Annotated in this window: 20 protein-coding genes; 18 read left to right on the forward strand and 2 right to left on the reverse strand. The window is 71.8% G+C overall.

Annotation, left to right across the window (positions count from 1 at the left end):
- Window positions 1-80: 80 nt before the first annotated feature.
- Window positions 81-1,061 (reverse strand): ABC transporter substrate-binding protein, encoded by a 981-nt coding sequence (locus V2W30_RS00325; RefSeq protein ID WP_338692611.1) that lies wholly within the window; start codon window positions 1,059-1,061, stop codon window positions 81-83.
- 165 nt (window positions 1,062-1,226) lie between these two features.
- On the opposite strand from V2W30_RS00325, the gene V2W30_RS00330 reads away from it, so the two are divergent.
- The 8 genes from V2W30_RS00330 to V2W30_RS00365 all read left to right on the forward strand — a co-directional run bounded on the left by V2W30_RS00330 (window position 1,227) and on the right by V2W30_RS00365 (window position 10,433).
- Window positions 1,227-2,564 carry an MFS transporter gene (locus tag V2W30_RS00330; RefSeq protein ID WP_338692612.1) on the forward strand — a complete coding sequence of 446 codons (1,338 nt, stop codon included), beginning with the start codon at window positions 1,227-1,229 and terminating at the stop codon, window positions 2,562-2,564.
- An 87-nt stretch (window positions 2,565-2,651) separates the two neighbouring features.
- Window positions 2,652-3,491: an IclR family transcriptional regulator gene (locus tag V2W30_RS00335; protein ID WP_338692613.1), complete on the forward strand. Its 840-nt coding sequence runs from the start codon at window positions 2,652-2,654 to the stop codon at window positions 3,489-3,491.
- A gap of 116 nt (window positions 3,492-3,607) precedes the next feature.
- A complete protein-coding gene (locus V2W30_RS00340) occupies window positions 3,608-5,911 on the forward strand; it encodes a CoA transferase (RefSeq protein WP_338692615.1) in 2,304 nt (767 codons plus the stop codon).
- Entirely contained in the window at window positions 5,908-6,741 is an 834-nt protein-coding gene (locus tag V2W30_RS00345; protein ID WP_338692617.1) for an enoyl-CoA hydratase/isomerase family protein, read from the forward strand. The genes V2W30_RS00340 and V2W30_RS00345 overlap by 4 nt, the downstream gene beginning before the upstream one ends.
- An 83-nt stretch (window positions 6,742-6,824) precedes the next feature.
- Window positions 6,825-7,619: an SDR family NAD(P)-dependent oxidoreductase gene (locus V2W30_RS00350; protein ID WP_338692619.1), complete on the forward strand. Its 795-nt coding sequence runs from the start codon at window positions 6,825-6,827 to the stop codon at window positions 7,617-7,619.
- A 118-nt stretch (window positions 7,620-7,737) separates the two neighbouring features.
- On the forward strand, window positions 7,738-8,586 hold the full coding sequence (locus tag V2W30_RS00355; RefSeq protein ID WP_338692621.1) for an alpha/beta hydrolase: 849 nt from the start codon (window positions 7,738-7,740) through the stop codon (window positions 8,584-8,586).
- 45 nt (window positions 8,587-8,631) lie between these two features.
- Window positions 8,632-9,486 carry an alpha/beta fold hydrolase gene (locus V2W30_RS00360; protein WP_338692623.1) on the forward strand — a complete coding sequence of 285 codons (855 nt, stop codon included), beginning with the start codon at window positions 8,632-8,634 and terminating at the stop codon, window positions 9,484-9,486.
- A complete protein-coding gene (locus V2W30_RS00365) occupies window positions 9,486-10,433 on the forward strand; it encodes a quinone oxidoreductase family protein (RefSeq protein WP_338692625.1) in 948 nt (315 codons plus the stop codon). Before V2W30_RS00360 ends, V2W30_RS00365 begins: the two co-directional genes overlap by 1 nt.
- Window positions 10,434-10,716: 283 nt before the next feature.
- On the opposite strand, the gene V2W30_RS00370 is transcribed toward V2W30_RS00365, so the two are convergent.
- Window positions 10,717-12,210, reverse strand: coding sequence for an AMP-binding protein (locus tag V2W30_RS00370; RefSeq protein WP_338692627.1), 1,494 nt, complete (start codon window positions 12,208-12,210; stop codon window positions 10,717-10,719).
- A 162-nt stretch (window positions 12,211-12,372) separates the two neighbouring features.
- Between V2W30_RS00370 and V2W30_RS00375 the strand changes: the two genes are divergently transcribed.
- From V2W30_RS00375 to V2W30_RS00420, 10 genes are all read left to right on the forward strand, one after another.
- A complete protein-coding gene (locus tag V2W30_RS00375) occupies window positions 12,373-13,629 on the forward strand; it encodes an aromatic ring-hydroxylating oxygenase subunit alpha (protein WP_338692628.1) in 1,257 nt (418 codons plus the stop codon).
- A 115-nt stretch (window positions 13,630-13,744) separates the two neighbouring features.
- Complete coding sequence (locus V2W30_RS00380) at window positions 13,745-15,121, forward strand: deacylase (RefSeq protein ID WP_338692630.1); 1,377 nt, start codon at window positions 13,745-13,747, stop codon at window positions 15,119-15,121.
- Complete coding sequence (locus tag V2W30_RS00385) at window positions 15,118-16,077, forward strand: catechol 1,2-dioxygenase (protein ID WP_338692632.1); 960 nt, start codon at window positions 15,118-15,120, stop codon at window positions 16,075-16,077. Before V2W30_RS00380 ends, V2W30_RS00385 begins: the two co-directional genes overlap by 4 nt.
- Entirely contained in the window at window positions 16,074-16,946 is an 873-nt protein-coding gene (locus V2W30_RS00390; RefSeq protein ID WP_338692634.1) for an IclR family transcriptional regulator, read from the forward strand. The genes V2W30_RS00385 and V2W30_RS00390 overlap by 4 nt, the downstream gene beginning before the upstream one ends.
- A 221-nt stretch (window positions 16,947-17,167) precedes the next feature.
- Window positions 17,168-18,172, forward strand: coding sequence for an NAD(P)/FAD-dependent oxidoreductase (locus V2W30_RS00395; protein WP_338692636.1), 1,005 nt, complete (start codon window positions 17,168-17,170; stop codon window positions 18,170-18,172).
- Between the two features lie 8 nt (window positions 18,173-18,180).
- Window positions 18,181-18,501 carry a ferredoxin family protein gene (locus V2W30_RS00400; RefSeq protein WP_338692637.1) on the forward strand — a complete coding sequence of 107 codons (321 nt, stop codon included), beginning with the start codon at window positions 18,181-18,183 and terminating at the stop codon, window positions 18,499-18,501.
- Window positions 18,498-19,304, forward strand: coding sequence for a 2-keto-4-pentenoate hydratase (locus V2W30_RS00405; protein WP_338692639.1), 807 nt, complete (start codon window positions 18,498-18,500; stop codon window positions 19,302-19,304). The genes V2W30_RS00400 and V2W30_RS00405 overlap by 4 nt, the downstream gene beginning before the upstream one ends.
- A complete protein-coding gene (locus V2W30_RS00410) occupies window positions 19,301-20,245 on the forward strand; it encodes an acetaldehyde dehydrogenase (acetylating) (RefSeq protein ID WP_338692640.1) in 945 nt (314 codons plus the stop codon). The genes V2W30_RS00405 and V2W30_RS00410 overlap by 4 nt, the downstream gene beginning before the upstream one ends.
- Window positions 20,242-21,309: a 4-hydroxy-2-oxovalerate aldolase gene (gene dmpG / locus V2W30_RS00415; protein ID WP_338692641.1), complete on the forward strand. Its 1,068-nt coding sequence runs from the start codon at window positions 20,242-20,244 to the stop codon at window positions 21,307-21,309. Before V2W30_RS00410 ends, dmpG begins: the two co-directional genes overlap by 4 nt.
- Window positions 21,306-22,100: an alpha/beta fold hydrolase gene (locus V2W30_RS00420; RefSeq protein WP_338692642.1), complete on the forward strand. Its 795-nt coding sequence runs from the start codon at window positions 21,306-21,308 to the stop codon at window positions 22,098-22,100. The genes dmpG and V2W30_RS00420 overlap by 4 nt, the downstream gene beginning before the upstream one ends.
- Window positions 22,101-22,157 lie beyond the last annotated feature (57 nt).

Raw genomic sequence — 22,157 nt, forward strand, 5'->3', positions numbered from 1 at the left:
CGGTACTGCCGCCGGGAGGGCGGGCACATGCGCGGCGGTCCGCTCAGTGAGACGGCCAGGGCGCGGTTCGTCGCGAGAGGTCACGTGGCGTGCCGGTCGTACCAGCCGCGCAGCAGCACCGCGTCGTAGTCGGGGGCGCTCTTGATGAGCTTCTCCGCGAGGAGGAAGTCCACGATTCTGCGCGAGGAGGTGACATCGGCCGCCGTCAGGGCGCGGGAGGTGAAGGAGATCTCGCCGATGGCCTTCCGCGTTCCGGCCACCGGCAGCTCGGCCTGCTCACGCGATGCGAGGGCAGCCGCGTGCGGGTCCTCGGTCACCAGCCGGTCGGCCTCGGCGACCACCTTGAACACCTTCCCGGCGAGGTCCTCATGCCCCTTCAGCCACTTCTGGTCGGCGAGCAGCCACTGCCGGTACGTGACTCCGAAATCGCCGGTGGTACCGGCGATGCGACCGCCCGCCTCGACGCCCTTCGTCACCCAGGGGTCGAAGAGGATGTAGCCGTCGATGTCGCCGCGCTGGAGCATCGTGGGGATCTCCTGCGGCGAACTCTGCTGGATCTTCACGGAGTCCGGGTCGATGCCGTGGTGCTGGAGGTACTGGTGAGTGGCGTACAGGCCGATGCCCTGGATCGACCCCATCGTCTCGATCTGCCGCGGTGAGGTGATGCCCTCGCGCAGGACGACCTTGAGGAGGCGGCCCGAGGACTGGAACACGCCCAGGGCCCGCAGCGCGGGATCGCTCACCATCTGCGGAAGTGCGGTGGAGTCGGCGTTGGCGGACATCTGCGCGGTGCCGGCCGTGACAGCCTGGGCCGCGGCCGGGCCGCCCTCCACCTTCATCAACCGGACGTCGAGGCCGGCCTTCTCGAACATGCCGCGCTCGGCGGCGAGGTACAGCGGTGCGTACGAGGCGTCGACGCCCAGCGCGATCCGTACGGTCGGGCTCGTGCCGCCCGCGGAACCCGTCGAGTCGGTGGCCCCGCAGGCGGTGGCGAGCAGGAGCGCGAGCAGGGTGAGCAGGGCGGCTGCCGGGCGCCCACCCGCGCGGTGATGACGGAACATCGGATACGACCTCCGGGTCGAAGTGCGGTCGAGGTGGCGGAAACCTGGCACCCCGGGAGGTCGGCGGAAAGCGCGGTGTCCCGCCTGGCGGACCGGCACGATTGAGGCGCCTTCACGCCGTTCGTACGCTCCACCGATCTCACGCTCGAACGGCAAGGAGCACGTATGCCCCGCAAGTCCACGACCGAGGACGCTGCCGCGACGCGGCGCGTGGTCATCGCGTCCGTCGCCGGCAACATGATGGAGTGGTACGACTTCTTCCTCTACACCACCGCTGCCGCACTGGTTCTCGGCAAGGTCTTCTTCCCCTCCGGCGAGAATCCGCTGCTCGGCACGATCGCCGCACTGGCCGGGCACGCCGTGGGGTTCGCAGCCCGGCCCATCGGAGGCCTGATCTTCGGGCACATCGGTGACCGGCGGGGGCGCAAGGCCGCCCTCATGGGGACGCTGGCCCTGATGGGCGGCGCCACCTTCTGCATGGGGCTGCTGCCCTCGTACTCCACGGCCGGTCTGCTCTCGCCGCTGCTCCTGGTTCTGCTGCGGGTTCTGCAGGGCGCGGCGGCCGGCGGCGAGTGGGGCGGCGGCGTCCTCATCATCACCGAGAACGTCCCGGCCGAACGGCGGGGCTTCCTCGCCTCGTTCAGCTCCTGCGGCATGGGGCTGGGCTTCGTCCTGTCGTCGCTGGCGCTGTGGGCGGCCGAGCAGGTGTCCGGGGACGGCTTCCTCGCCTGGGGCTGGCGGCTCCCGTTCCTGGCCAGCGTGGTGATCTTCATGGTGGGCCTCTACATCCGCCGCAATCTCGGCGAGACGGACAGCTTCGAGGCCGACTCCGCGAAGGCCGAGGCCCCGGAGCGCTCGCCCCTGCGGGAAGTGCTGCGCCGTCATCCGCGGCAGCTGCTGTTCGCGATGGCCCTGCGCTTCGCCGACAGCGGCGCCAGCTACGTCTTCATGTCCTTCTCCCTCGTGTACGGGGCGTACGTGGGGATCTCCTCGAACGTGCTGCTGTGGGCCGGGATCGTCGGGATGCTGGTGGACTCGGTGATGATGGTGGTCTTCGGCCGGCTGTCCGACAGGGTGGGCAGGCGGCCGGTCTATCTGGGCGGGGCGATCGGCATGCTGCTGTGGGCGGTGCCGTTCTTCCTGCTCATGGACACGGGACATCCCGCCGCGGTGTGGGTGGCGTTCATCGTCGGGCACATCGCCATCGCCGCGATGATCGGGGTCCAGCCCTCCTACTTCTCCGAGCTGTTCAGCACCAGCACCCGCTACTCCGGGATGGCGCTGGGCCACGAGCTGTCGTCGGCGATCGCCGGCGGTCTGTCACCGGTCGCGGCGGCGGCACTGCTGGCGGCCACGGGACATTTCCTGCCGGTCGCGCTGCTCACCATGGGGATGGCCGCCGTCACGCTGGTGGCCCTGGTCTTCTTCGCACAGGCCCCGCAGGGCCCCGAGCACCCGGCCGACCAGGCACGCAAGGACACCGTCGGCGCACCTGTCGCCTGATTTTTACACCCTCGACCCTCTAGGCAACATGGCGTTGTTGCACTTCAAATGGCCTGTGTCGCCATGAGACGAAGTGAGGGGACGCCAATGGGTTCGTCCGCGGAAGAGGATGTCCTGCTGCCCAATTCCGTACTGGGCAAGGCGCAGCTGCTGCTCGCCGCGTTCGAGTCGGGTGCGGACCGGCTGCGGCTGAGCGAACTGAGCCGCCGGTCGGGCGTGCCCAAGGCGTCGGCGTACCGTCTCGCCCAGGAACTGGTGCGGTGGGGACTGCTCGACCGGCACGGCGAGGCGTACGAGCTCGGCATCAGGCTCTTCCACCTCGGGCAACGGGTGCCCGCTTCCGCCGTGCTGCGCACCGTCGCGCGGCCGCTGATGACCGACCTGTTCACACGGACCCGTACGGCCGTGCACCTCTCGGTTCTCGAGGGGACCCACGTCCTGTTCCTGGAGAAGATCGCCGGTGAGGCCAATGTGCTCACCCACTCCTACGTCGGCGGCCGGCTGCCCGCCTCCTGCACGGCGACCGGTCAGCTGCTGCTCGCTCTGGTCCCGGACGGACCCGAGCGGGTGGCGGCGCTCGTCGACAGGGGGCTGCCCGCGATGACCGCGCGCTCCGTCACGGACCCGCAGGTCCTGGCCCAGCGGCTGTCCAGGGCGGCACGTCAGAGGTACGCGCTGGAGCTCGAGGGTGTCAGGATCGGGGACGCCAGCCTCGCCGTGCCCGTGGCTCTGTCCGGGACGACGTACGCGGCGCTCTCGGTCACCGGCCCCGTCGCACAGGTGTCGGTGGAGCGGCATCTCTCGATCGTGCAGGACACGGCCGAGAGAATCGCGCGCGGTGTGGCGCAGAAGGCGTCGTACGACCCGGCTCGCGCGGTGCGCGCACCGAAACGGAAGCCGACCGCCGTGCGTGTCGTCGCGGGCTGAGCACGCCCCGCGGCGGTCCCGGTCCGGCCAGCAGAACGCACCGGTGGCCCGCCTCCCCTCCCCCGGTGATCGTAGGGTGCCGCAAAGGCTGCGGACATGTGAGGGGAGGAGCCGTGGTGCGAACAGATCCGGACCCGACGCCGCTGCGCGTGCTCGACCTGACCGATGAACTCGCCTTCCAGGGTGCCCGGTTGCTGGTGGGGATCGGCGCCGATGTCGTACGGACCGAGTCGGGTGCCGGTCTCGGTCCGGCGGCCCGCGCGCACTGGCACGCGGGCAAGCGCTGGACGCCGGTGCGCGACATGGCGGAGCTCGACGCCCTGGCGGCGGGGGCCGATGTCGTACTGGAGAGCGGACCGCGGGCACGCCTGCGCGGCCTGCGTGAGGACGGCTCGTCCCGCTGGCCGCACGCGGTCCATGTGGTGGTGACGCCGTTCGGTCTGACCGGGCCGCGCCGCGACTGGGCGGTCGACGATCTGGTCCTGGCGTCGGCGGGTGGCATGACCTGGCTGGGCGGGCGCCCCGACGGACAGCCCACGCCGCCGCCGCGCGAGCAGGCGTTCCAGATCGCGGGGGCCCACGCGGCGATCGGGGCGCTGCTCGCCGTCGTGTCGGGGAGCCCTCAGCTCGTCGACATCTCCGCGCAGGAGGCCGTCGCCGCCACGCTGGAGACGGCCGCCGTCGCCTGGATCCACGCGGGACGTTTCCCCGTACGCAGCGGAGGGGTGTACGAGCACGTCGCGCATCAGATCTTCGAAACGGCGGACGGGTATGTGGCCGGGGGCTACTCCGGCAGCCCCCGGATGTGGACCGATCTGCTGGCGTGGATGGCGGAGCGCGGCGAGGCCGGTGACCTGCTCGACGAGCGCTGGCAGGACGCCGCGTTCCGGTGGCGCGAGCGCCCCCATGTCGACGAGATCGTCCGGCGGTTCGCGCAGGGGCAGTCGGCCGCCGGCATCGCCGAGGAGGCGCGGCGGCGCGCCCTGCCGTGGGCCGAGGTCGTGCCGCCCGAGCGGCTGACCGCCCATCCGCAGCTGCGCGACCGCGAGTCCCTGGTCACCGTCACCGGCGAAGGGCTGCCGGACGGCGGCGTCGAGAACGTCGGCTTCCCGTGGGCGGCACTCCCCCGCCCGGTCGCCCTGCCCGCGCTCCACGAGGCGGACGGCGACGCTCCGTGGCACCACCCCGCCCGGGAGCACCGGCAGCGGGAGCAGTCCAGGACCCGGGCCATGGAGGGCGTCCGGGTCCTCGACCTGACCTGGGTGCTCGCCGGCCCGTACGTGACCAAGCAGTTCGGGGAGCACGGCGCGGACATCGTCAAGGTCGAGTCCCGGCACCGCCAGGACCCCACACGTTTCGCGCCCTCGATGCATCTGCGGCCGGGCTCCGATCCCGACGACAGCGGCTACTTCATCAACTTCAACCGCAACAAGCGCAGCGTCGCCCTCAATCTGCGGACCGAGGAGGGCCGGCGGCTGCTGCGCGAGCTGGTCCCGCACTGCGACGTCGTCGTGGAGAACTTCAGCCCGGGTGTGCTGGCCCGGTGGGGCATGGACTACGCCTCGCTCCGTGAGCTGAACCCGGACGTCGTCCTGGTGTCGATGGCGGGGGTGGGGCAGACCGGGCCCTGGCGCGAGGCCGTGACCTTCGCCGACACGCTCGCCGCGATGTCCGGCCTGTCCTACGAGACCCGCGACCCGGGCGGCCCGCCGCAGGGACTGACCTTCGGGCTCGGCGACATGATCGCGGCCAACTCCGCGGTGCTCGCCACGCTCGACCTGCTGGCGCGGGGACGTGGTGGTCATGTGGACCTGTCCCAACTGGAGGCGATGGCCGCGACGATGGGCCCGGCGGCCCTGGAGCCCGTCCTCGGTGCCGACGCCCCCGATCCCCGGACGGCGGAGCATCCGAACCGGTCACCGCACGCCGTGCCCCACGGCGTGTACCCGGTCGCCGGAGTGGACCGGTGGCTGGCGGTGTCGGTGACGGACGAAGGGCAGTGGCACGCCCTGACGCGCCTCGCCGAACTCCCCTCCTCCGAGGGCGACTTGGCATCACGGCGGGAGCACGAAGACGAGATCGACGCCGCCCTCGCCGCCTGGACGCGCGGGCAGGACGGCCACAAGCTGGCCGAGCTGCTCCAGGCCGAGGGGGTACCGGCGGCGGTCGTGGCGACGGGACAGGACCTGGTCGAGGCCGACGAGCAGCTCGCCGCCCGCGGCTTCTACACCGTGCTGGACCATCCGCTCACCGGGCCGGTTCCGCACGAGGGAATCGTCGCGCGCCTGGCCGCGACGCCCGGCGGACTGGACCGGCCCGCCCCGCTCCTCGGCCAGCACACGGGTGAGGTGCTGCGCGAGCTTCTGGGCCTGACCGATGAACAGCTGACGGCACTGACCGCCGAGGGAGTGACCGAATGAGCGAGGCGAAGATGACCCAGGTGAACCGGGAGAGCGAGGGAGACCAGGTGAGCCAGGACCAGCCCTACGTCCTGCACGTGACGCGTGACGGCGCCGTGGCCACAGTCCGCGTGGACCGGCCCAAGGCGAACGCCGTGAACCCGGCGATGGTCGAGGAGTTCCTCGCGGTGCTGCCGTCGCTGGCCGCCGATCCGGAGGTGCGCTGCATCGTCGTCACCGGTACCGGCCGGTTCTTCATCGCCGGCGCCGACATCGCCGTCATGCGGGACCTGTCGGCGGACAACCAGGCGAGGATGCGCCGCTGGATCGAGGTCCAGCGGGTGATCGAGCAGGCGCCCAAGCCGGTCGTCGCGGCGATGAACGGCCACGCGCTGGGCGGCGGCGCGGAGTTGTCGCTCGCCTGCGACCTGCGGATCCTCTCGGAGGAAGCCACGTTCGGGTTCCCGGAGATGCGACTCGGCCTGTTCCCGGGGGCCGGTGGCAGTCAGCGGCTCCCCCGGCTCGTCGGCCCCCACCTGGCGAAGCGCCTGATGATCGAGGGGGAAGGGCTGACGCCGCGGCGCGCCCTGGAGCTCGGGCTCGTCGACGTGGTGGTGGAGCCGGCCGAGTTCGACGCGGTGGTCGCCGAGCGGGCCCGGCGCCTCGCCGAGAAGCCGACGGCCGCGATCGGCCTGCTCAAGCGCGTCGTCGACGAGGGGTACGGGCTGCCCGTGGAACAGGCCCTGGAGCGCGAGGCGAAGGGCGTCGCCGAGCTGACCGGGACATCCGACGCGGCCGAGGGGCTGCAAGCGTTCCTGGAGAAGCGGGCGCCGCTGTTCACCGGACGGTGAGACCGTGCCGACGCGGATGGCCCGGTTCCGGTGACCGGACCATCCGCGTTGGCGTGTTCGCGTACGGTCCGCATGCTCGGCGCATGAATTCTCCAGAGCACACCACCACACAGCACACCGACGAAGCCGCGCAGAACGGGCCCGTGCTCGTCACAGGCGGCACCAGCGGGATCGGGCTGGCCGTCGCGGAGGCGGTGGCCCGTGCCGGGCGCCCCGTCGTGGTCACCGGGCGTGCCGAGGACCGCTGCCGCGCGGCGGAGAAGCAGCTCCAACACAGCGCGGGAGAAGGCCAGTTGGCGCTGGTCGCCGACACCACCGACCCCGACGCGCTGGCCGCGGTCGTGAGCCGGGCCGCCGAACTCTGGGGCCCCGTCACCGGTCTGGTGACGGCGGCGGGCCAGTTGGCCCGCGGCTCGGTGCTCGACCTCACGCCCGACGACTTCCGCGCCGCCCTCGACACCAACGTCATCGGAACCTGGCTGGCGATGCGCGCCGTCCTGCCCGGCATGCTCGACGCCGGGCACGGCCGCATCGTCACGATCGGCTCCGTGCTCGGCTCGACGGGCGCCCCCGAACGGGGCGGTTACGCCGCCACCAAGGGCGCGGTCGCCGCGCTCACCAGGTCGGCGGCTCTGGAGGTCGCCGGGACCGGCGTCACCGTGAACTGTGTCGCGCCCGGCCCCGTGCGCACTCCCATGAACGAGAGCGACACCACCACCGACGCCGCCGCCCAGGCCGCCTTCACCGCCAAGGTGCCGCTGGGCCGCTGGGGCACACCCCAGGACATCGCGCACGCGGTGCTGCCGCTGCTCGCCGCCGGCGCGTCCTACACCACCGGCGCGGTGCTGCACGTGGACGGCGGCTACACCGCGCAGTGAGCGCCGCCCGCGTCGCCCAGCGGGAGCGGTTCGCTGAACGGACCGAGGCGCTGGGCTCGCGCCCGGCCCGGTGATGGGCTCGACAACGTACCTCCTGCATTCCTACGGAAGGACGCACATGTCACCAGCACCGGAGAGCCACTACGCGGACGGCGCGGGCATCCGCTACCACTACCACGACCTCGGCTCGGGGCCCGACACCGTGTTCCTGCACGGTGGCGGCCCCGGCTGCACCGCGTGGAGCGACTTCGGGCCCGTCGCGCACCTGTTCGCGGCCGACCGGCGCTGTCTGCTCGTCGACATCCAGCAGTACGGCAAGTCGGAGAAGTCCCCCATCGAGGGCCCGATGTGGGACCACCACGCGGCGAAGACCGTCGGCCTGCTGGACACGCTCGGCGTCGACCGCGCTGACTTCGTGTGCAGTTCGTGGGGCGGCACCATCGCCCTCAACCTCGCCGCGAAGTACCCGGACCGCGTCCGGTCCCTCGTGATCACCGGCAGCATGCCCGTCTTCTACGGGCCGCTCGCCCCGCTCCCCGAGAACGGGCACCGCGGCCGCACGGCCCGCGACATCTACTACGGCGGCGAGGGCCCGACCCGCGAGAAGATGCGGGACCTCATCACGAAGCTGGAGTGGTACGACGGCGCGAAGCTCCCCGAGGAGACGCTGACGCTGCGCTACGAGCAGAGCCTCGACGAGGAGGAGCGCGCGCTGGCGGCCATGTCCGACTCGCCGCGCGGCGACTGGCAGGACCTCACCGAGGAACTGGGGCAGATCCAGGCTCCCACGCTGTTCATGTGGGGCATGCAGGACGCGTTCCTCACTCCGGACTACCCGCTGATGCTGGCCCGCATGGTGCCGAACGGGAACCTCCACGTGATGGACCACACCTCCCACCACCTCGAGGAGGAGCGTCCCGAGGCGTACCACTCGGTGGTCAGCGGCTTCCTCGGCTCCTTGAGCTGAACCTTCCCCTCCCCACCTCCCCAACTGCCTTACGGAGCCCAGCACATGTCCATCTGGACGGAGATCAGCCCCACCCCTTTCCGTGTCGAGTACGTCGACGCCGCCGGAGTCCGCACCCGCACCCTGCGCGCCGGTGACCCGACCGGCCAGGCCGTCGTCTTCCTGCACGGCACCAGCGGTCACCTGGAGGCCTTCGCGCGCAACATCACCGCGCACGCCGCCTACGACCTGCACGCCATCGACATGCTCGGCCACGGCTACACCGGCAAGCCCGACAGGCCGTACGAGATCGCCGACTACGTCGCCCATCTGCTCGACTACCTGGACGCCGTCGGTGTCGACAGCGTCCACATCGTCGGTGAGTCGCTGGGCGGCTGGGTCGGCGCCCGCGCCGCCATCGAGCACCCCGAGCGGGTGCGCAGCCTCCAACTCCTGTGCTCCGGCGGCACGGTGGCCAACCCCGAGGTGATGGACCGCATCCGGACCAGCACCCAGCAGGCCGTCGCCTCCGACGACATCGAGCTCACCCGCAAGCGGATGCGGCTGCTCATGGCCGACGACGCCTCCGCCACCGAGGAACTGGTCGAGGTCCGGCACGCGATCTACCACACGCCGGAGTTCGTCGCGGGCGTCGACAACCTCCTCTCCCTCCAGGAGATGGAGCGCCGTCAGCGCAACCTGTTGCGCCCCGAGCACCTGGCCAGGATCACCCAGCCGACGCTGGTGGTGTGGGGGCGCCAGAACCCGTTCGGCGAGACCCCCGAGGCGACGGCGCTGCACGAGGCCGTTCCGGGCTCGCGCCTCGAACTCTTCGAGAACTGCGGGCACTGGCCGCAGCACGAGCAGGCCGAGCGCTTCAACGCGCTCAGCCTCGAGTTCATCGGCAAGGCCGCCGGCTGATGCGGGCGGTCCGGTTCCACGCGTGGGGCGCCGCTCCGGTCCTCGACGAGGTGCCCGAGCCCGTCCGCGCACCGGGCGAGGTCCTCGTCCAGGTGACGGCGGGCGGTGTCTCGCACCTCGATGTCACCGTCGCGTCCGGCGACTTCGAGCTCAAGCCGTCGCTTCCGTACGTCGGTGGCGTGGAGGGCGCGGGCACGGTCCTGGAGGCGGACGCCGACTCCGGTCTGGACCCCGGCACGCAGGTCGTGCTGCGCGGCGGCGGTCTGGGTCTCCTGCGCGACGGCACGTGGGCGGAGCGGGTCAGCGTGAAGCGCAAGGCCGTCACGCCGCTGGAGGCCCCGCTCGCTCCCGCGGTGGCGGCGAGCTTCTTCGTGCCCGCGACGACCGCGTACGTGGCGCTGCACGACATCGCCCGGATCGGTCAGGACGAGGACGTCGTCGTGGTGGGCGCCGCCGGCGCGGTCGGCGCGATGGTGGCGCAGCAAGCGCTGGCCGCGGGTGCCCGGGTCACCGGTGTGGTCGGCCGGGAGGACCAACTGACCGATGTACCGAAGGGAGTGAAGGCCCTGACGATGGACGACGCGGAGGGGCTCGCCCAGGACCGGCCGGCCTCGCTGCTCGTCGACACACTGGGCGGCTCGGGTCTTGTCGGCCGCAGCCGGTGGGTGCGGCGGGGCGGGCGCGCGGTCGTCATCGGGTACGTGGCGGGCCCGCACGTCGAGCTCGACCTGCCGAGCTGGCTGCTCGACGAGGTGGCGCTGCTGCCGGTGAACATGATCCGCCAGGAGCGCCGGGCCCGCGAGGTCTCCGGCGACCTGGTGCGCAGGCTCTCCGAGGGTGAACTGTCGCTGGCGGTGCAGGAGTTCGACCTGGCTGACGCTTCCGAGGCGCTGGACGCGCTGCGCGGCGGGCGGGTGCGGGGGCGGGCGGTTCTGCTGCCCCGGTGACGTTTCGGGGCTGCGCGAACGTGGCCGGGTGCGGGTCGGATCGGGCCGTGCCTGGTCGCGCGGTTCCCCGCGCTCTGAGGGGCACGCGGCTTAGCCGCTGTGCCCCTGTCGGGGAGATGCGACCTGAAGGGCCCTGCATCCCAGGGGCGCGGGACTACGCCGATCAACGGCTCCGCCGCGACCCGCACCCGCACCCGCACCCGCACCCGCACCCGCACCCGCACCCGCACCCGCACCCGCACCCGCACCCGCACCCGGCAACGATCCCGGGACCCCCGAGTTCCTAGCCGCATCGGTCCCACGTCCCCCCGGTCACCCCCCTCTCCCGCAACACGGACTTACGCACCTTCCCCGTCTCCGTGAGCGGCAACGTGGCGACCACGTCCACATAGCGCGGCACCGCGAACGCGGGCAGCTCCCCCCTGCAGTGCCGGGCCACGTCCGCCGGATCGAGCTGACACCCCGCCCGGGGGACCACCGCCACCATCACCTCGTCCTCGGCGAGCTCGGACGGTACCGGGAAGGCTGCGGCCTCCGCGATGCCGGGGTGGCCGCGCAGAGCCGTCTCGACCTCGTACGAGGAGATGTTCTCCCCGCGGCGCCGGATGCAGTCCTTGACGCGGTCGACGAACCGGAACCAGCCGTCGGGCTCGCGCACCACGCGGTCGCCCGTGCGCCACCAGGAGCCGGATTCCCGCGCCTGTTCGCCCAAGTAGCCCAGGGAGAAGGCGTGTTCCTGGTCGGTGCGGACCAGGAGTTCCCCGGGCGTTCCGTCCGGCACGTCGGAGAGATCCGTGTCGACGACCCGCGCCTCGAAGCCGTCGCGCACCGTGCCCATGTATCCGGGGCGACAGCCCTCCGGCACGGAGCCGATGATCGCGTTGGTCTCCGTGGAGCCGAACCCGTCGACGAGCGCCACACCGAACCGCTCGCGGAACACCTCCCACAATGGGCCGGGCGTCCCCGGGCCGAGCCCGCGCCAGGCCCGATGCGCACGGTCACCCGGGCCCTGCGGTTGGGCGAGCAGCATCGGCGCCATGGCGCCGAGCAGGTACACACAGGTGGCTCCGGTCTCGGCGGCCCGCTGCCAGTGCCGCGAGGCGGAGAACCTGCGGTCCACCACGAGCGAGGCACCCACGGTCATCGCCTGGGCCAGGGTGTTGAGAGCGTTGGTGTGGAACAGCGGGAGACAGGTGTAGAGGGTGTCGTCGGCGGTCAGGCGCAGCGAGTCGGCCACGTTCCGGCCCCACCAGGCGAACTGGGCGTGCGGGCAGCGCACTCCGCGGGACGGGCCCGTGGTGCCGGAGGTGAACAGGATCGCGGCCGTGTCACCGGGGCGGGACGGATGAGGGTCCAGCGCCTGCTCGACCCCGGGGACGGGCGCCTGCGGCGAACCGGTCACCCACACCTCCCCCGCGTACCCCGCCTCGGTGACTCGGTCGGCGAACTCCGCCCCCACGTACAGGAAATGAGGCTTCGACTCGTCCAGGGCGTGCCGGAGCAGCCGCCCGTGCAGCGCCGTGTTGAGCGGGACCACGACGGCCCCGAGCCAGGCGCAGCCCAGCACCAGGTCGATCAGTTCGACGCTGTTGGACAGGAGCGCGGCGACCCGGTCGCCGGGCCGGCAGCCGCGGGCCGCGAGCGCGCCGGCCATCGTGGCGGCGGCCGTACGTGTCTGCGCGTAGGTGCGCCGGGTTCCGTCGACGGTCAGGAAGGCCCGTTCTCCGTGGTCCGCGGCCGCCGCGTCGACCAGGGCGGGAATCGTCATGCGGTTCATGAGCGGATGCTGTCCGCCGCCCCGTGAGCGATCAAGGGCAGCGGTTCGCTGACCGGTCCCCCGTCGGCCGCGGTCCGTTCACCGGAACAGGTTCATAGGCAGGCGTGGCGCCGCGCCGGATGCTCGTGCCGCACACCCACCGAAGCAGGAGGCCACGACGAGATGACGACGAGCGAACGACCCCCCGCCGCACGGAAGACCGCGGCGAAGGAGCCCGCCAAGGCCGACAGGGCACCCCGCGCATCCGCCGACAGGATCGGCCGGCAGGACTGGTCGTCCTGGCCCCACTACGACAAGGCGGCGTCCGGTTTCCGCGGTTACTGGTACCCGGTCACCTGGGCGAGCCACATCACCGGCGACCCGAAGCCGTTCACGCTCTGCGGCGAGAAGATCACGCTGATCCGCGACAGCGGCACGGTGTACGCGCTGCACAACCGTTGCCCGCACCGGGGCGTCCCGCTGTCCGAGGGTAACCAGCAGTTCCCCGGCACCGTCAGCTGCCCCTACCACGGCTGGACCTTCGACCTGCCCACGGGCAATCTGTCCGCGGTCATCACCGACGGCCCCGGCTGCCGTCTGACGGGCAAGCTGGGCGTGCGCACGTACGCCGTCGAGGAGCGGCTCGGCATGGTCTGGGTGTACATGCCCATCGCCGAGGAGGAGCCGCACCCGATCGACGAGCAGCTGCCCGAGGAGCTGGTGTCGAACGCCTTCGTGATGGGCGGCCGATTCGATCCGCGCGGCGGCAACTGGCGCTTCGCCTGCGAGAACGGCTTCGACGAAGGGCACGCCAAGTACCTGCACCGCACGGCTCTTTGGCGCCTGCTCAAACCGATGCCGACATGGAACATCACCCGGATCGTGCCGAAGGGCCGCTGGATCTACCGCGTCCAGGACGAGGTCTACTGGGAGGCCGACTTCCCGGGCGTGGGCCGCTGGACCAACAAGCGGTGGTGGATGAAGCAGCCGCCGGAGGGGACGTTCAACCTCGGCAACACCGGCGCGACCGACAAGGTCGACCCGGTGATCGAGTCCCAGGACTTCCCCGGCTTCGCGTCCCTGTCCATGCCGGGCATGCTGCGGATCGCCTACCCCAACTTCATGCACTACGAGTTCTACGTGCCGATCGACGCCGACCACCACATGTACGTCGGCGTGATGGTCAACTTCAAGCGGGGCTGGGACACCCTCCGCTTCTACGGCAAGTACCTCGGCGCCATCCGCTGGCTGTTCCACGGCCAGTTCTCCGGCCAGGACGCCTGGATGGTCGACGTGACCGACGCGCCGCCGGAGAAGCTCTACCGCCCCGACGTGTCGCTGACCGCCTGGCGCAACCTCGGCGAGGAGGAGTACGCCAAGAAGCTCGCCGCCGCCGGCGTCATCGAAGCCACCACGGACACCACGGAAACGGAGGCCTGATCATGGCCCGCACCCTGCTCAAGATCCTGCTCGGTGTCGCCGTCGCGGTGGCGCTGCCCCGCGCCAAGCAGTTGTTCGCGGAGAAGACCATGACCCAGGTCCACCGGGTCAACCAGTGACGGGCGCCGCCGAACTCGACGGGCCCGACGGTCTCTCCGGACTCGACGAGCAGCGTGGCGCCTGGGTGTCGGATGCGTGGCGGCACGTCACGGACGAGCGGCTGCGCGAGCTGATCGTGGGGCTCGTCGGCATCCCCAGTCCGACCGGTGACGAGCGGCAACTGGCCGAGCACATCGCCGGGACCCTCGCCTCGGTCGGTCTGCGCGCGGCCTGTCAGCCGATCGACGCGCGGCAGGCCAACGCCTGGGCCCGCCTCGAAGGCGACGGCACCGGCCCCGACCTGATGCTGTACGCGCCCATCGACACCCTGACCGTGGGGGACGCGAGCGAGGACGTGCCGTGGATCGGGCCGAAGTTGCGCGAGGACATGCGTCCCGAGGCCACCGTCTACGACGACCTGGTGACCGGTCTCGGCGCCTCCAACCCCAAAGGGCACGCGGCCTGCGTGATGATGGCCGCCGAGGCGATCGCGCTGGCCGGTGTGCCGTTGACCGGGGATCTGGTGGCCGCGTTCGGCGCCGGTGGCATGCCGACCAACGCCCGGCCCGGCAGCGACCGGCTCAACACCGGTCAGGGCGCGGGCTGTTCGTTCCTCCTGGAGCAGGGCGTGTGGACCGACTACGCGGTCATCGCCAAGCCGGGGTGGACCGTGTCGTGGGACGAGGTGGGCCTGGTCTGGTTCGAGGTGACCGTGCACGGCACCCACACGTATGTGGGCTCGCGGCACCGGCTCCCGTACGACAACGCGATCGGCCGCGCCGGCGACGTCGTACGGCACCTGGAGGCGTGGTTCGCCGCGTACGCGAAGCGGCACACCGGCGGCACGGTCGCGCCGCAGGGCATCGTGTCGTCGGTGCGGGGCGGCTGGCCGCGGATGGCCGCGGTCACCACGGCGGCCTGCACCCTCCGCGTCGACCTGCGCATCGCACCGGAGACGACACCCATGCAGGCGAAGCGTGAGTTCACCGCGGCCATCGCGGAGTTGAAGCACGCGATGCCGGAGCTCGACGCCACGGTCGAGATGATCCTCGCCATCCCGGGGACCTCCACCAGCCGGGAGAGCTGGGTCTTCCGCAGCGCGGTCGCCGGATGGGAGGCCCTCGAAGGGCGACCGCACCGGGTCGTGAACGGCAACAGTGGCGCGACCGACGCGAACATCCTGCGCGGGCGCGGCATCCCGACGGTCCGCGTCGGCATGCCGAAGGTGAGCGAGGCGCCCTTCGACATCGACTTCGCCCGCGGCATGAACACCGTCTCCGTACAGGAGATGCGGAGACTGGCCCGCCATCTGATCCGCACGGCGGTCGACACCGTCACCCGTTCCCGCGCGGAGTGCGACGCTCCCGCGCAGCCGGAAGGAGCAACGGCATGAGCGAGATCGTGCTCGGCGTGGGGGCCTCCCACAGCACGCTGATGAACACGCACTGGGCGGAGACGGTCCACAAGGACCGGGCCGAACGGTTCCGTGACGCGCTCGGCGCGGCCCGTGCCGAACTGGCCCGGGTCCGCCCCGACACCGTCGTCCTGATCGGCTCGAACCACTTCCGAGGGTTCTGGCTCGATCTGATCCCGCCGTTCACGCTCGGCGTCGGGGAGTGCATCGCCAGCGGTGAGTCCGGGACACCGAAGGGTCCGCAGCCGGTGGACGTGCCGCTCGCGCAGCACATCGCGGACTCGCTGGTGGAGAGCGGGCGGTTCGACCCGGCGTTCTCCGCCCGGCTCCAGATCGACCACGGGCAGTCCCATGCCATCCAGTACCTGCTCGACGGGCTCGACGTGGAGATCGTGCCCTTGGTGGTGAACGTCTTCGCGCATCCGCTGCCGACCCTTCAGCGGTGCGAGGAGTTGGGGCGCGCCGTCCGCGGGGCCGCGCTCTCCTTCCCCGGCGCACGGCGGGTCGCGGTGGTCGCCTCGGGCGGGCTCTCGCACCGGCTGCCCTGGCCGGACTGGCGCGAACCACACGGCGACGACGAGGAGTTCATGGTCGGCGCCTGGCTCAACGGGCGCGAGAACTGGCAGGACTACGACACCCGCCGCCGCGAGATCATCCGGGCCGCCGAGGCCTCCCTCACCCCGGAGTTCGACAACGAGTTCCTCACGCTCCTCGAACGCGGCGAGGCATACCGCCTCACCGCGTACACGACCGAGGAACTGGAGAAGGCCGCGGGCAACGGTGCGCAGGAGCTGCGGACGTGGCTGCTGATGGCGGCAGCCCTGGATCACGCGCCGGCGCGGCGGCTGGCGTACGAGCCGATGCCCGAGTGGCTCACCGGGATGGGTGTCGCGGTCATCGACCCGGCGGCCGCGGACGTGGGGCAGCCGGCGTGAAGCCGCCGGCCGACGCAGCGCTGGCCGGTCACCACGCCCTCGCCGCCCCGACGCGGCAGGGCTTCGTCCTCTCCGCACGCCGCACCGAACGGGGGCCTGGGGGCGAGGAGCTGGGCGGGGCCGAGGTGGGCGGGGCCGACTCCATGAACTCCGTTCTGGGGAAGGTCCGCCCGATCCTGGAAGCCTTCACCTCCGATGACGCCGCCCTCTCGCTCGCCGAACTCGTGCGCCGGTCGGGGGCGGCCAAGGCAACGGTGCACCGGCTCGCCCAAGAGCTGGTCACCTGGGGGCTGTTGGAGCGCGAAGGGTGCGACTACCGGCTCGGTCTACGGCTGTTCGAGCTGGGCCAGCGGGTGCACCGGCAGCGCATCCTGCGCGAGGCCGTGCAGCCGTACATGGAGGATCTTCTCCTGATCACCCGGGAGACCATCCACTTCGCCATCCACGACAGCCTGGACGTCGTCTACCTGGACAAGATCTTCCCGCACCGCGGGCTGAACGCCGAGTCGCGCGTGGCGGGCCGGCTCCCGCTGTACTGCACGGGCACCGGAAAGGCGATCCTCGCGTACTCGCCGCCGTCGCTCTTCGTCGACGTGGTCCGGGGCGGCCTCAAGCCGATCACCCGGCACACGGTGGTCTCGCCGGGCCGCCTGCGCGCCCAGCTCGACCGGATCCGGGCGGAGGGCATCGTCCTGGAGTCCGAGGAGATCCGACTCGGTTACGCGAGCCTGGCCGTTCCGGTGTTCGCCGGGGGCACCACGCTGGTGGGCGCGCTGTCCATCACGGCTCCCACCTACCGGATGGACGCGTCGGGGTACGCGACGGCGCTGCGGACCGCCGCGCTGGGCATCGGCAGGTCGCTCGCCTAACCGCGCGGTCTCGCACGAGTACGAAGCCGCGCCACCTCCGAGAAGCACGAACCCGCGCCACCTCCCACACGCACGAAGGGGCCCGTCGAACGGCGGGCCCCTCGCCGTGTTCCGGTGTCACGACCGCCACGACGCACTCGCCGCACCCTCCTGACCAGCCGCGTCCTGCTCACCGGAACGACTCCGTAGGGAGAACCGCGCCCCGTTCCTACGCTCACCGCATGAGCCAACTCACCGACGACACCGACGTCCTGACCACCGACGTCCTGATCATCGGCGCCGGTCCGGCGGGCCTGTACGGCGCGTACTACGCCGGCTTCCGCGGCCTGACCGTGACCGTGATGGACGTCCTGCCGCAACTCGGCGGGCAGATCAGCGCGATGTACCCCGAGAAGCCGATCTTCGACATCGCCGGGTTCCTGTCCGTGCGCGGCCGCGACCTGGTGGACGGTCTCGTCGCCCAGGCCGAGCCGTACTCCCCGCACTATCTCCTGGGCCACCGGGCCGCCGAACTGACACACGGCGCCGACGGCCTGCCGGTCGTCCGCAGCGACCAGGGGGCGACGGTGCGGGCGGGGGCCGTCGTCGTCACGGGCGGCGTCGGGACCTTCACGCCACGGCCGCTGCCCGCCGGGGAGGAGTTCCTCGGGCGCGGACTGGAGTACTTCGTACCGAACCCGTCCGCGCACGCGGACCGGGACGTGCTCGTCGTCGGTGGCGGCGACAGCGCCTTCGACTGGGCGGCCCTCCTCGCGCCGATCGCCCGCTCGGTCACTCTCGTGCACCGCACCGCCCGCTTCCGCGCCCACGCGGCGTCCGTCGAGAAGGTCCGCGATCTCGGCGTGGAGATCGTCACCGACTGCGAGGTGAGCCGGCTCATCGGCGCCGACCGGGTCGAGCGGGCGGAGATCCGGCACCGCCTCACCAAGGAGATCCGCCTCGTCCCCGCCGGCACCGTGGTCGCGGCGCTCGGCTTCCTCGCCGACCTCGGCCCGCTCCAGCACTGGGGCCTGGACCTCAACGCCCGGAAGATCACCGTCGACACCCATATGGCGACCAATCTGCCCCGGGTGTTCGCGGCGGGCGACATCACCGACTACCCCGGCAAGGTCCGCCTCATCTCGGTCGGCTTCGGCGAGGCCGCCACCGCCGTCAACAACGCGGCCACCGTCATCGACCCGGAGGCCGCCCTGTTCCCCGGGCACTCCACCGAGAAGGAGCACTGAAACACACCATGGCGTACGTCATCGGCGCGTCCTGCGTCGACATCATGGACCGGTCCTGCATGGAGGAGTGCCCGGTCGACTGCATCTACGAGGGCGAGCGCAAGCTCTACATCAACCCCATGGAGTGCATCGACTGCGGCGCCTGCGAAGTCGCCTGCCCCGAGCAGGCGATCACGGTGGACCGCAAGGCGGACCCCGACTTCCGTGAGGACAACCGCAACTTCTTCGTGGAGGTGCTGCCCGGCCGCGACAGCGCGCTCGGCTCCCCCGGCGGGGCGACGCCGCTCGGTCCGGTGGGCGTCGACACCGCGCTGGTGAGCGCGCGATGAGCGCCGCCGACGTGACCAAGGCGGCCGACGCGCTGGTGGCGGCGGAGCGTACGGGCGAGCCCTGTCCGCCCGTACGCTCCCTGCTCGCCGAGGGCGACATCGACGCCGCGTACGCGGTGCAACGGGTCAACGTCGAGCGCGGCCTGGCCGCGGGACGCCGTGTCGCCGGACGCAAGATCGGACTGACGTCCCCCGCCGTCCAGGGACAACTCGGCGTGGGGCAGCCGGACTTCGGCACGCTCTTCGCCGACATGGCGGTCCCCGACGGTGGCACCGTCCCGGCGGGGCGGCTCATCCAGCCGAAGGTCGAGGCAGAGGTCGCGCTCGTGCTCAAGGCCGACCTGCCGCACCGGGAGTGCACGGTGGCGGACATGATCCGGGCGACCGACTTCGCGCTCGCGGCCCTGGAGATCGTGGACAGCCGCAACGCCGACTGGGACATCACCATCGTCGACACCGTCGCCGACAACGCCTCCAGCGGCCTGTACGTACTCGGCGGCACGCCCGTACCCCTGTCGGGCCTGGACCTGCGCGCCGTACGCATGACGATGACGCGCGACGGCGCCGCGGAACCGGTCTCCACGGGCACGGGCGCGGACTGCCTCGGCTCCCCGCTCAACGCCGCCGCCTGGCTCGCCTCGACGCTCGCCGCCGCGGGAGACCCGCTGCGGGCCGGGGACGTCGTACTCACCGGCGCGCTCGGTCCGATGGCCGCCGCCGCACCCGGCGACCGCTTCGAGGCCCGTATCAGTCAACTGGGCCGCATCAGCGTGCAGTTCGCACAGAAGGGAGACACCGCGTGAGTGTCCGCACCCAGGTCGCCGTCATCGGCTCCGGCAACATCGGCACCGACCTGATGATCAAGATCCTCCGGCTGTCCGAGACGCTGGAGATCGCCGCGATGGCCGGTATCGACCCGGACTCCGACGGTCTGGCCCGCGCCCGCCGTTTCAAGGTCGCCACCACGCACGAGGGCGTCGAAGGCCTGGTGAGGATGGCGGAGTTCGCGGACGTGGAGTACGTCTTCGACGCGACGTCCGCCGGGGCCCACCGCCACCACGAGGACGTTCTGCGCCCCTTGGGCCGTACCCTCATCGACCTCACCCCGGCGGCCATCGGCCCGTACGTCGTCCCCCCGGTGAACGGCGACGCCCACCTGACCGCGCCGAACGTCAACATGGTCACCTGCGGCGGCCAGGCCACGATCCCGGTCGTCGCCGCGGTCAACGCGGTCGCCCCGGTCCACTACGGCGAGATCGTCGCCTCCATCTCCTCGCGCTCGGCCGGTCCCGGTACCCGCGCCAACATCGACGAGTTCACGGAGACGACCGCGTCCGCCATCGAGCAGGTCGGCGGTGCCTCACACGGCAAGGCGATCATCGTCCTCAACCCGGCCGAGCCCCCGCTGATCATGCGGGACACGGTGCACTGCGTCGTCTCCGCCTGCGCCGAGGAGACCGTCACGGCGTCCGTCGAGGAGATGGTCGGCCGCGTCCAGGCGTACGTGCCCGGCTACCGCCTCAAGCAGAAGGTGCAGTACGAGACGGTCCGCCCCGGCGACCCCCTGCACGCCCTCGCGCCCGCCGGGACCGGTGAGGCGCTGAAGGTGTCGGTCTTCCTCGAAGTCGAGGGCGCCGCCCATTACTTGCCGGCCTACGCCGGGAACCTCGACATCATGACGTCGGCCGCGCTGCGCACCGCCGAGCGCATGGCCGCGCAGCACGCGACGGAGGCCGCCAAGTGACCCGTCTCTACGTCCAGGACGTGACCCTGCGGGACGGCATGCACGCCGTCCGGCACCGCTACACCACCGACCAGGCCCGCGCCATCGCCGCCGCCCTCGACGCCGCCGGGGTCGCCGCGATCGAGATCGCGCACGGCGACGGGCTCGCGGGATCCAGCGTCAACTACGGCGTCGGCGCGCACACCGACTGGGAGTGGATCGAAGCGGTCGTCGACGCCACGAACACCGCGATCCCCACCACGCTCCTCCTCCCCGGCATCGGCACGATCCACGACCTCAAGCAGGCCCACGCGCTCGGCATCCGCTCGGTGCGCGTCGCCACGCACTGCACCGAGGCCGACATCGCGGCCCAGCACATCGCCGCGGCGCGGGAGCTCGGCATGGACGTCGCCGGGTTCCTGATGATGTCCCACATGGCCGAGCCCGCCGAACTCGCCCGCCAGGCCAAGCGGATGGAGTCGTACGGCGCGCACTGCGTCTACGTCACCGACTCCGGCGGCCGCCTCACCATGGACGGCGTACGCGAACGGTTCCGCGCCTACCGTGACGTCCTGGACCCCGCCACCGAGCTGGGCATCCACGCCCACCACAACCTCGCGCTCGGCGTCGCCAACACGGTCGTCGCCGTGGAGGAGGGCGTCACCCGCGTCGACGCCTCCCTCGCCGGTCAGGGCGCGGGCGCGGGCAACTGTCCCCTCGAAGCGTTCGTCGCGGTCGCCGACCTGATGGGCTGGAAGCATCACTGCGACCTGTTCCCGCTGATGGACGCCGCCGACGACCTCGTACGCCCTCTCCAGGACCGCGAAGTGCGCGTCGACCGCGAGACGTTGAGTCTCGGCTACGCGGGCGTCTACTCCAGCTTCCTGCGCCACGCGGAGGCGGCCGCCGCCCGCTACGGCCTGGACACCCGCACCATCCTCGTCGAGGTCGGGCGGCGCGGCATGGTGGGCGGCCAGGAGGACATGATCACGGACGTCGCCCTCGACCTGAAGGCGCTGGGCGACAAGTCAACCCGGCGCGGCCCGGGTGCCGTCGGCGACGAAACGAAAGCGATCCGCACATGACGGACACGAGTGCCCTGTGGAAGGACTATGTGCCCAGCCGCTTCGGCCAGTTGCACTACGTGGAGACCGGCGACGGCGAGCCCGTCCTGCTGCTCCACCAGACGCCCCGCTCCTGGACGGAGTACGTCGACGTGCTCCCCCTGGTCGGTGCCCGGTACCGGGCGATCGCGATGGACACCCTGGGCTACGGCGCGTCTGCGAAACCCGAGGAACCGCACACCATCGAGCGCTTCGCGGACGGCGTCGGCGACCTGGTCGATGCGCTCGGCCTGGACCGTTTCCACCTGGTCGGGCATCACACCGGCGGAGTGGTCGCCGTCGAGGTGGCGGCCCGCCTCCAGGACCGCGTGGCCAGCCTGCTGCTGTCGGCGACCTCGTTCGTCGACGACGAGAAGCGCGGCGGCGCCCACGGCAGCGTCGACCACGTCGACCCCACACCGGACGGCACACATCTGCGGCACCTGTGGGACAACCGGCGTGGCTTCTACCGGCCGGGCGAGGAGGAGGCCCTCGGCCGGTACGTCATCGACGCGCTGACCGTCCTCGACCGTGTCGAGGAGGGCCACCGGGCGGTGCGCCGCTACGCCATGGAACCCCGCCTGCCGCAGATCACCGCGCGCACGCTCGCCGTCTGCGCCCCCGACGACAGGTTCTCCCTGCCGTCCCTGGCGAAGTTCGCGGCGGCGCTCGGCTGTCCGACCAGAGTGCTGTCCGCCGGACACGCGGCGGCGCCGGAGCAGATACCGCGGGAGTTCGCCGACACCGTCGTGGAGTGGGTCGGCCGCGGCTGATGCAGAGGGGGAGTCCGCCCTGCTGGAGGGAGGGCGTGTGCCACCGAGGGGCCGCGC

It is taken from the genome of Streptomyces sp. Q6 (genome assembly GCF_036967205.1).
Taxonomy (GTDB): domain Bacteria; phylum Actinomycetota; class Actinomycetes; order Streptomycetales; family Streptomycetaceae; genus Streptomyces; species Streptomyces citrinus.

Bases quoted from the DNA above. Each gene is read 5' to 3' on its own strand.
- V2W30_RS00385 (WP_338692632.1), top strand. From the start codon at position 15,118: ATGAGCGAGATCGTGCTCGGCGTGGGGGCCTCCCACAGCACGCTGATG.
- V2W30_RS00370 (WP_338692627.1), bottom strand. From the start codon at position 12,210: ATGAACCGCATGACGATTCCCGCCCTGGTCGACGCGGCGGCCGCGGAC.
- V2W30_RS00395 (WP_338692636.1), top strand. From the start codon at position 17,168: ATGAGCCAACTCACCGACGACACCGACGTCCTGACCACCGACGTCCTG.
- V2W30_RS00350 (WP_338692619.1), top strand. From the start codon at position 6,825: ATGAATTCTCCAGAGCACACCACCACACAGCACACCGACGAAGCCGCG.
- V2W30_RS00405 (WP_338692639.1), top strand. From the start codon at position 18,498: ATGAGCGCCGCCGACGTGACCAAGGCGGCCGACGCGCTGGTGGCGGCG.
- V2W30_RS00330 (WP_338692612.1), top strand. From the start codon at position 1,227: ATGCCCCGCAAGTCCACGACCGAGGACGCTGCCGCGACGCGGCGCGTG.
- V2W30_RS00335 (WP_338692613.1), top strand. From the start codon at position 2,652: ATGGGTTCGTCCGCGGAAGAGGATGTCCTGCTGCCCAATTCCGTACTG.
- V2W30_RS00325 (WP_338692611.1), bottom strand. From the start codon at position 1,061: ATGTTCCGTCATCACCGCGCGGGTGGGCGCCCGGCAGCCGCCCTGCTC.
- V2W30_RS00345 (WP_338692617.1), top strand. From the start codon at position 5,908: ATGAGCGAGGCGAAGATGACCCAGGTGAACCGGGAGAGCGAGGGAGAC.
- V2W30_RS00360 (WP_338692623.1), top strand. From the start codon at position 8,632: ATGTCCATCTGGACGGAGATCAGCCCCACCCCTTTCCGTGTCGAGTAC.
- V2W30_RS00355 (WP_338692621.1), top strand. From the start codon at position 7,738: ATGTCACCAGCACCGGAGAGCCACTACGCGGACGGCGCGGGCATCCGC.
- V2W30_RS00375 (WP_338692628.1), top strand. From the start codon at position 12,373: ATGACGACGAGCGAACGACCCCCCGCCGCACGGAAGACCGCGGCGAAG.
- V2W30_RS00400 (WP_338692637.1), top strand. From the start codon at position 18,181: ATGGCGTACGTCATCGGCGCGTCCTGCGTCGACATCATGGACCGGTCC.
- V2W30_RS00420 (WP_338692642.1), top strand. From the start codon at position 21,306: ATGACGGACACGAGTGCCCTGTGGAAGGACTATGTGCCCAGCCGCTTC.
- V2W30_RS00365 (WP_338692625.1), top strand. From the start codon at position 9,486: ATGCGGGCGGTCCGGTTCCACGCGTGGGGCGCCGCTCCGGTCCTCGAC.